This is a genomic window from Vibrio sp. 10N.261.52.A1 (assembly GCF_002876325.1).
Taxonomy (GTDB): Bacteria; Pseudomonadota; Gammaproteobacteria; order Enterobacterales; family Vibrionaceae; genus Vibrio; species Vibrio chagasii.
Genome location: NZ_MCYD01001280.1, coordinates 1 through 8380 on the forward strand (window position 1 = coordinate 1; position 8380 = coordinate 8380).

The window sequence follows — 8380 nt, forward strand, 5'->3', positions numbered from 1 at the left end:
ACATCGGAGAGTTTTGGCTGACGAATCCTTTGATAAGCCATAGTTTGTTGTTCTTCTTTTTCTTCGCTGACAATTGGTAATACCAATTTTAAGTTGGGCAGAAATTAACATAATTAAAACGCCACTGTCCAGCGTAAAATTGACCTGCATCATAGAACGCAGTGTGAATTAACCACGATTTAACAAATGAAATTTAAAACAGCAACCAAATTGGTCTTACCATTTACAGCGCTAATACTTTTGGGGAGTATTCGTGCTAGAAAGTTTCAGGATAAAAATGAATTATTTCAGAAAGATTAGCCTAAGTCGGTCAAAAATCGAACCAAGCGCACATTTGGGAGGGAAATTCTGTTCACAAGCTTTAATATCTAGGTGTTTGATAAGCTCGTCACACTCTCGATTTATTGACGCACACCCGCCAACCACTTTCTTTACATTGCAACAACAAAAATTCACAAGTGGTTATGCTAAGCGTTGATTAAGCAAGGCTCTGTAATTAGCAGAGCCATGAAGAATATGAGGAATTAGAAGCGTAATTTGCCTTTAAATTTTGCCCAGTCAAAAACTAAACCTGGGTCAGTTTTGCGTAAAGGTGCTATGTATTGATGGCCAGTAATACGTTCATTAGTAATCTGAGGAAAGCTTAGTACCAACGTTTCAGTTAGCTCAGTCAAGGCGTGATACTGCTGCTCTGTATAGGCAACAAAGTCACTTCCCTCTAATTCAATACCAATAGAGTAATCATTACACCTTTCACGACCGGCAAAGCTCGATTGGCCAGCATGCCAAGCCCGGTCAAGGAAAGAAACAAACTGCACCACTTCGCCATCACGGCGAATCAAGCAGTGAGAAGATACCCCCATTTGATGAATCACTTTGAAAAACGGGTGTTCCGCTGGATCGAGATTACCCGTAAAGAACTGCTCGATATAAGGCCCACCAAATTGCCCCGGTGGCAGGCTAATATTGTGGACCACCAGCAGAGAGATATCATCGACACTCAGTCGAGCGTCAAAATACGGAGAAGGAACATGCCGAGCGTTTTCGTACCATCCTTTGGAGCAGATCGTCATCTTGGTCTCTCTTTCTTTTTTGCTAGCACAGTAGATTGTGACCTTGCCCATAGAGCAGTCGCGCTAGCCTCTTTAATTTGAAGTTAAGCAAGAGTATCATTCCATTCCCACTCCCTTTCAAGATTAGATTTGCGATGAAAAACACACATAACAGCCACCAACGCCTTGACTACTTAAAAGAGCAACTGCCTCTCGAGATCACTCGTGCAGTCGCAGAAACAATCAAAGAAGATCTAGGCGGTACGTTAGATCCAGCGGCTGATATTACGGCAAGTCTAATCCCAGCTGACGCGATCAACAGCGCAACCATCATCACTCGTGAGCACGGCGTATTCTGTGGTAAAGCATGGGCTGATGAGGTATTTAAGCAGCTAGGCGGTGAAGTGACTATCGAGTGGAACGTAGAAGATGGCGATAAGGTTGAACCAAACCAAACGCTTTGTACCCTAACCGGTCCAGCACGCGCACTATTAACGGGTGAGCGTAACGCAATGAACTTCATTCAAACGCTATCTGGTTGTGCGACCGCAACCGCCATCTATGCTGACAAAATCAAACACACAGAGTGCCGTCTGCTAGATACTCGTAAAACCATCCCTGGCCTGCGTAGTGCACTAAAATACGCTGTAGCTTGTGGTGGCGGTTTCAACCACCGTATCGGTGTTTTCGATGCCTACCTAATCAAAGAAAACCACATCATCGCATGTGGTGGTATTGAAAAAGCTATCTCAACAGCAAAAGAGCTAAACCCTGGTAAGCCAGTTGAAGTTGAAACTGAGAGCCTGGAAGAGCTAGAGCAAGCGATCAATGCTGGTGCAGACATCATCATGCTAGACAACTTCACCACTGACATGATGCGTGAAGCTGTGAAGATCAACGCTGGCCGTGCTGCACTAGAAAACTCTGGTAACGTGACGTTAGACACCATCGCTGAGTTCGCTGAAACGGGTGTTGATTACATCTCGGTTGGCGCATTGACCAAGCACCTGAAAGCAATGGATCTATCAATGAGATTCAAAGCGTAATTTACTGAATAGTAAATAGTTTCCCTAAAGGCACTGTTGATAGCAGTGCCTTTTTTATTGCCTTAACTATCAGTATTTCAAAGCGTTATTTAAGTTGATCGCATAAATTTGCGTGCTATATGCAACAGCAATTCAATAAATTCAAAACCACTCGCGACCGCACCTGAACACCATTCCACTTCCCTATCTCGACTTCTATTCTCTCTACCATCTTGTGCTTGCACTGAAACAAACTAAAGAATGGAATGAAAAGAATGAATAACAAGAACAAAAGAACAACTCAGAAAGGTTTCACGCTGATTGAATTGATGATTGTGGTTGCGGTAATCGGAGTTCTTTCCGCAATAGCTATGCCTCAATATCAAAAATATGTTGCGAAAAGCGAGGTTGCTTCAGTTTTAGCAACGCTTACTGGAGCGAAAACAAATATAGAAGCTTTTGCTGTTGAAAATGGAACATTTCCAGATGACTCTGAAACAGGCCAAACGCCAAGTGATTTAGGTGTGCCAGCGATGCCTTTAGGTTCCGTTGGTTTTACCACTAGTGGTGCAACAGGAAGTATAGATTTTACCTTTGCAACCGTCGCCAGCGGAGCAAGCGGTCTTGTTGCAGGAAAAAACCTTACGCTATCAAGAACTACAGATGGCTCATGGTCTTGTAGCTCAACTGATATAACAGCAAATGATTCAATCCTTCCAAAAACCTGCACTCCTGCAGCTAACACAAATCCTTAAACTACATGCTAACCAACCTCCCTACAATTCTCCGTCAGGCTGATTTAATTAGCCTGACTCAAGAACAAGCCGTGGCGGAACACGTACAAGCTTCAGGAATTTCAACTCCTGAAGCTTTGCTTGTTCTTGATCTCTTCACAGGCGACTCCCTAGCAAACAATATACAAGCCATCTTTGGCTTGCCGTTAGTTCAATTGAGCAACACAGATTATGAAGCTTTGTGTGACCAATTAGGGCTTCGCGAGCTGATAACCAAATACCGTGCACTTCCGATCTCAGTCTCTAATTCGACGCTCACAGTGGCTTCAGCCGACCCTACCGACTTACAGGCTGAAGATGATTTTCGTTTTGCTACCGGCCTGCAGATAGAACTGGCAGTCGCCAATTACTCAGAACTGGAAGGCGCGATACGCAAGTTATACGGCCGTTCTATTTCAGGGCAAGAGTCCAAACGCAAAGAGATCACCCAAGATGAACTGGCTAACCTAGTTGAAGTGTCTGACGACGAGCTCGCGTCGATTGAGGACCTTAGCCAAGACGACTCTCCAGTTAGCCGATTTATCAATCAGATACTGGTCGATGCGGTACGTAAAGGCGCATCAGATATTCATTTTGAACCTTACGAAGAGCACTACCGTGTGCGCCTGCGTTGTGACGGTATATTGGTTGAAATCCAGCAACCCGCTTCTCACCTAAGCCGACGTTTATCCGCCCGTTTAAAAATTATCGCCAAGCTTGATATTGCCGAGCGCCGACTACCTCAAGATGGACGTATTAAACTGCGCCTGAATGATGAACTTGCGATTGATATGCGCGTCTCCACATTGCCAACCTTGTGGGGTGAGAAAATTGTACTGAGGTTACTTGATAGCAGCGCAGCTAATCTCGACATCGACAAGCTCGGTTACAGCGACGATCAAAAAGCGTTATACCTGAATGCACTAAAACGCCCGCAAGGAATGATCTTAATGACCGGGCCAACAGGCAGCGGGAAAACCGTCTCCCTTTATACTGGCCTTCGTGTACTGAATACCACAGAGCGCAATATCTCCACCGCAGAAGATCCGGTAGAGATCAACCTGTGTGGCATCAATCAAGTGCAAGTGATGCCAAAGATCGGCTTCGGGTTTGCTGAAGCCCTACGCTCGTTTTTACGACAAGATCCAGATGTGGTGATGGTAGGTGAGATTCGTGATTTAGAAACCGCAGAGATCGCCATCAAAGCATCGCAAACCGGTCACTTAGTACTTTCAACGCTCCATACCAACTCTGCGGCAGAAACCGTTACCCGACTCGCTCATATGGGGATTGAGCCCTTTAACTTAGCCTCATCGTTGAGCTTGATCATTGCCCAACGACTGGCAAGACGCTTGTGTAGCCAATGCAAAGTCATTGACGACTCACCAGACATCTTCCTGCGTCACTCAATACCTAACAGCAAAACCATTTACAAGGCCAACCCACAAGGGTGTAACGAGTGCAATCAAGGCTATTCTGGGCGTGTCGGAATTTATGAAGTGATGCCATTCACCGACAAACTCAAAAATAGCCTTATCAGCAAACCGAATGCGCTGGAGGTTGAAGACCTCGCTCGCCGAGAAGGGATGCGCACACTGCAAGAGTCAGGATTGGATAAGCTACTTGAAGGCACCACAAGCTATCAAGAGCTGCAACGTGTTCTATACCTATAATCCATTGGAGCTTCAATGATCAGCAAAACTAAGCAATCACAATTAAAAAGCTACCACTGGAAAGGCATCAATAGCTCCGGTAAAAAAGTATCAGGGCAAACCTTAGCGCTTACCGAATTAGAAGTACGTGAAAAGCTCAAAGATCAGCATATCCAGATAAAGAAAATCAAAAAGAAAAGCATCTCGGCACTGACGCGTTTAACCCATAGAGTTAAGTCTCGGGATATCACCATATTGACCCGCCAACTTGCGACTATGTTAGCTACAGGTGTCCCGATTGTGCAGGCGATTAAGTTAGTCTCAGATAACCACCGCAAAGCTGAAATGAAATCTATCCTGTCACACATCTGTAAAGGTGTTGAAGCTGGTACACCTATATCCAAAGCGATGCGAACCGCAAGTCGTCACTTCGATGACCTCTATACCGATTTAGTCGCAACGGGTGAGCTCTCGGGTAACCTCGCGCAAGTCTTTGAACGCTTAGCGACCTATCGTGAGAAGAGTGAACAGCTCAAGTCTAAAGTCATCAAGGCGCTTATCTATCCTGCAATGGTAGTCACTGTCGCACTCACTGTCTCTTATCTAATGCTGACCATGGTGATTCCTGAATTTGAGTCGATGTTTTCAGGCTTTGGTGCCGACCTCCCTTGGTTTACACAGCAAGTACTAGAGCTTTCTCATTGGATGCAGGCATACAGCTTTTATACATTTGTAGGTGCAGGGTTAGCAGCCTTAGTTATCTATCAACTCTGTCAGCGTTCCTACTCGATTCGATTATCGACCAGCCGCTTGGGGTTAAGGTTTCCAATTCTAGGCGGTGTCATGGCCAAAGCCTCCATTGCCAAATTCAGTCGCACACTATCAACCAGTTTCGGTTCTGGTATCCCCATTCTCATGAGTCTAAAAACCACAGCCAAAACCGCAGGTAATTTGCACTATGAATCGGCAATCATCGAAGTACATCGCGAAACCGCTGCAGGCATTCCAATGTATATCGCAATGCGAAATACCAACGCCTTTCCTGAGATGATGTTGCAGATGGTGATGATTGGCGAAGAGTCAGGCAACCTTGATGAAATGCTCAACAAAGTCGCCTCGATTTACGAGTTTGAAGTCGACAACACCGTCGATAATTTGGGCAAAATATTAGAACCGCTGATCATTGTGTTTTTAGGATCCGTCGTAGGTGGTCTTGTGGTTGCGATGTACTTACCGATCTTTAATCTTATGAGTGTGTTAGGATAGCCAAAAGCAACTAAACACCCATGAGTAGAAACCTCTACTCATCTTGATTAAGTGGTAAAGGACACTATGGAAGTATTTCACTACTATCCTTGGCTATTCCCGGTATTAGCATTCATTTTTAGCCTTCTGATTGGCAGCTTCCTTAACGTCGTCATACATCGTTTACCTATTATGATGGAACGCGAATGGCAACAAGAGTGCTCGGAGTATTTCTCCCAATATAAAATTCCTGCGCCAGAAGGTAAGTTCAACCTCAGTGTTCCTCGCTCTACTTGCCCTAAATGTAAAACTCAATTAAGAATCGTCGACAATATTCCAGTGTTAAGCTGGTTGTTCTTGAAGGGTAAGTGTCACAGCTGTGCTAATCCAATCAGCGCTCGCTACCCTTTGGTTGAACTGCTGACTGCGACACTTTGCACAGTTGTTGCCAGTCACTTTGGTTTCAGTTTTTACGCTATTGCACTGATATTTTTCACCTTTGCGTTAATTACCGCGACTTTTATCGACCTCGACACCATGCTATTGCCTGATCAGATTACCTTGCCGTTAGTTTGGTCTGGTATCGCTTTAGCCCTATTTAATATCAGCCCAGTATCGCTTCAAGACTCAGTAGTCGGCGCTATGGCTGGCTACCTCGCATTATGGTCCGTCTACTGGCTGTTCAAACTGCTGACAGGTAAAGAAGGCATGGGTTACGGTGACTTCAAGTTACTGGCTGCACTTGGCGCATGGCTGGGTTGGCAGCATCTACCGATGATCATCCTGCTGTCTTCGCTTGTTGGTCTAGTGTTTGGTTTGATTCAGCTGCGCTTGAAACAGCAAGGCATTGATAAAGCCTTCCCATTCGGCCCTTACCTTGCGATTGCTGGTTGGGTAAGCTTGATGTGGGGTAACGACATCATGGGTTGGTATTTCACTTCAGTATTAGGAATGTAACCATGGCAATCATTATCGGATTAAGTGGCGGTATCGCCAGTGGTAAAACAACCGTTGCTAACCTGTTCAATGAACACTTTGGTATTGATATTGTCGACGCCGATATCGTGGCACGTGAAGTGGTTGCGTTAGGCAGTGATGGACTAAAACAGATTACTGCTCATTTTGGTGAAACCATCTTGCTTGAAGATGGCACACTCAATCGATCTAAACTGCGCGAGCTGATCTTCTCAGACCCAGAGCAAAAACAATGGCTCAATGATCTTCTTCATCCCATGATCCGTGACAAAATTGACAGTGACCTGTCTAAAGTCACCTCTCCCTATGGTTTATTAGTCGCACCTCTATTGGTTGAAAACCAGATGCAAGGCATGACGGATCGCGTATTAATTGTTGATGTGCCTACAGAAGTGCAAATTGAACGAACGATGAGCCGTGACAATGTTTCTAGGGAACAAGTTGCATCAATTTTGAAATCACAAGCTTCAAGAGAACAACGCTTAGCAGTTGCAGATGACGTGATTAAAAACCATACTAAAAACCAAGAACTTTTGCCGCAAATCACAGATTTACATAAAAAGTATCTGGCAATCAGTACAGTAGATGGGTCAGAATAGAACTATGTTGAATGAAGGCTTGCTCGATGATCACCCACAAATTTGAACATCCTCTAAATGAGAAAACACGCATCTACCTAAGAGTGGAATCGCTCTTGAGGCAGCTACACCTGTCTTCTACATTTTCCGATGCTCAACAGTATCAACTCTTTTTCCGCTCTATCTTTGATCTGATTGAAATCTTCGAGCAGATCCAACTCAAGAGCGAACTTGCAAAAGATCTTGAGAAGCAACGTGTAACCTACAAGAGCTGGTTAGACGTTGAAGGTGTCGATCAAGAGATGCTTACGTCACTGCTCAATGACATTGGCAATATCTATCGTGATTTAATGCACGCGGAGCGTTTTGGCCAATCACTTAAGGAAGACCGCTTCCTTAGTGCGATTCGCCAACGCTTTAATCTACCAGGCGGTTCGTGCTGCTTTGACTTACCGGCACTGCATTATTGGTTACACCTCCCTCTTGATAAGAGGATGAGAGATGCCAAAGCGTGGATGGATAGCCTACAGCCTCTGTATGAAGCGCTAACGCTATGGTTAAAGCTAACTCGAGAGACAGGCCATTTCAAAGAGCAAATCGCTCGTGCTGGCTTCTTCCAGAGCGATGCTGAAGAAGCGAATATCCTTCGCCTATCCATACCGATGCAATACGGTGCCTACCCGATGATCTCAGGGCATAAAAACCGCTTTGCTGTTAAGTTCATGAGCTTTGAAACAGGCCAAGCCTGTACTCAAGATATCGAATTTGAGCTGGCTATCTGCACCTGATTAATTCCCTTTAGCGTTTGGCTTGAGTGATCACTTGAGCCTAAACTCAGTTTTATTACCCCTCTAATTAAGAATCACTATGTCGAACAAAATCACCATCGTTAAATGCCCACAATGTCAGACTGATGTTGAGTGGGGTGAACAGAGCCCACACCGTCCGTTTTGCAGTAAGCAATGTCAGATGATTGATTTCGGTGAATGGGCAGACGAAGAGAACAGTATCGCTGGCGCACCAGATATGTCTGATAGCGATGGTTGGTCAGAAGACCAGTACTAAGATTCGAGATTCGAG

General features: G+C 44.9%; 9 protein-coding genes. 8 read left to right on the top strand and 1 reads right to left on the bottom strand.

Annotated features, from left to right (window positions below; translation table 11 throughout):
- Window positions 1-524 precede the first annotated feature (524 nt).
- The gene (gene ampD, locus BCT81_RS26815; RefSeq protein WP_102426433.1) at window positions 525-1124 is read right to left on the bottom strand and encodes a 1,6-anhydro-N-acetylmuramyl-L-alanine amidase AmpD; all 600 of its coding nucleotides are present in this window, start codon (window positions 1122-1124) and stop codon (window positions 525-527) included.
- Between the two features lie 83 nt (window positions 1125-1207).
- Between ampD and nadC the strand changes: the two genes are divergently transcribed.
- The 8 genes from nadC to yacG all read left to right on the top strand — a co-directional run bounded on the left by nadC (window position 1208) and on the right by yacG (window position 8365).
- The gene (gene nadC / locus BCT81_RS26825) at window positions 1208-2098 is read left to right on the top strand and encodes a carboxylating nicotinate-nucleotide diphosphorylase (protein ID WP_004738163.1); all 891 of its coding nucleotides are present in this window, start codon (window positions 1208-1210) and stop codon (window positions 2096-2098) included.
- A gap of 254 nt (window positions 2099-2352) precedes the next feature.
- Entirely contained in the window at window positions 2353-2832 is a 480-nt protein-coding gene (locus tag BCT81_RS26830) for a pilin (protein WP_102426435.1), read from the top strand.
- A 5-nt stretch (window positions 2833-2837) separates the two neighbouring features.
- A complete protein-coding gene (pilB, locus tag BCT81_RS26835; protein ID WP_102426436.1) occupies window positions 2838-4523 on the top strand; it encodes a type IV-A pilus assembly ATPase PilB in 1686 nt (561 codons plus the stop codon).
- A gap of 15 nt (window positions 4524-4538) precedes the next feature.
- Window positions 4539-5768 carry a type II secretion system F family protein gene (locus BCT81_RS26840; RefSeq protein WP_102426437.1) on the top strand — a complete coding sequence of 410 codons (1230 nt, stop codon included), beginning with the start codon at window positions 4539-4541 and terminating at the stop codon, window positions 5766-5768.
- Window positions 5769-5834: 66 nt separating this feature from the next.
- Window positions 5835-6704, top strand: a complete 870-nt coding sequence (locus tag BCT81_RS26845) for an A24 family peptidase (protein WP_102426438.1) — start codon at window positions 5835-5837, stop codon at window positions 6702-6704.
- 2 nt (window positions 6705-6706) lie between these two features.
- Window positions 6707-7321 carry a dephospho-CoA kinase gene (coaE, locus tag BCT81_RS26850; protein ID WP_061032470.1) on the top strand — a complete coding sequence of 205 codons (615 nt, stop codon included), beginning with the start codon at window positions 6707-6709 and terminating at the stop codon, window positions 7319-7321.
- Window positions 7322-7347: 26 nt separating this feature from the next.
- Window positions 7348-8088 (top strand): cell division protein ZapD, encoded by a 741-nt coding sequence (gene zapD / locus BCT81_RS26855; protein ID WP_061032469.1) that lies wholly within the window; start codon window positions 7348-7350, stop codon window positions 8086-8088.
- A gap of 79 nt (window positions 8089-8167) precedes the next feature.
- Window positions 8168-8365, top strand: a complete 198-nt coding sequence (gene yacG, locus BCT81_RS26860; RefSeq protein ID WP_004738153.1) for a DNA gyrase inhibitor YacG — start codon at window positions 8168-8170, stop codon at window positions 8363-8365.
- Window positions 8366-8380 lie beyond the last annotated feature (15 nt).

Coding starts and splice junctions, on each gene's coding strand:
- ampD (WP_102426433.1), bottom strand. CDS start 1,124: ATGGGCAAGGTCACAATCTACTGTGCTAGCAAAAAAGAAAGAGAGACC.
- BCT81_RS26840 (WP_102426437.1), top strand. CDS start 4,539: ATGATCAGCAAAACTAAGCAATCACAATTAAAAAGCTACCACTGGAAA.
- yacG (WP_004738153.1), top strand. CDS start 8,168: ATGTCGAACAAAATCACCATCGTTAAATGCCCACAATGTCAGACTGAT.
- BCT81_RS26830 (WP_102426435.1), top strand. CDS start 2,353: ATGAATAACAAGAACAAAAGAACAACTCAGAAAGGTTTCACGCTGATT.
- zapD (WP_061032469.1), top strand. CDS start 7,348: ATGATCACCCACAAATTTGAACATCCTCTAAATGAGAAAACACGCATC.
- coaE (WP_061032470.1), top strand. CDS start 6,707: ATGGCAATCATTATCGGATTAAGTGGCGGTATCGCCAGTGGTAAAACA.
- pilB (WP_102426436.1), top strand. CDS start 2,838: ATGCTAACCAACCTCCCTACAATTCTCCGTCAGGCTGATTTAATTAGC.
- BCT81_RS26845 (WP_102426438.1), top strand. CDS start 5,835: ATGGAAGTATTTCACTACTATCCTTGGCTATTCCCGGTATTAGCATTC.
- nadC (WP_004738163.1), top strand. CDS start 1,208: ATGAAAAACACACATAACAGCCACCAACGCCTTGACTACTTAAAAGAG.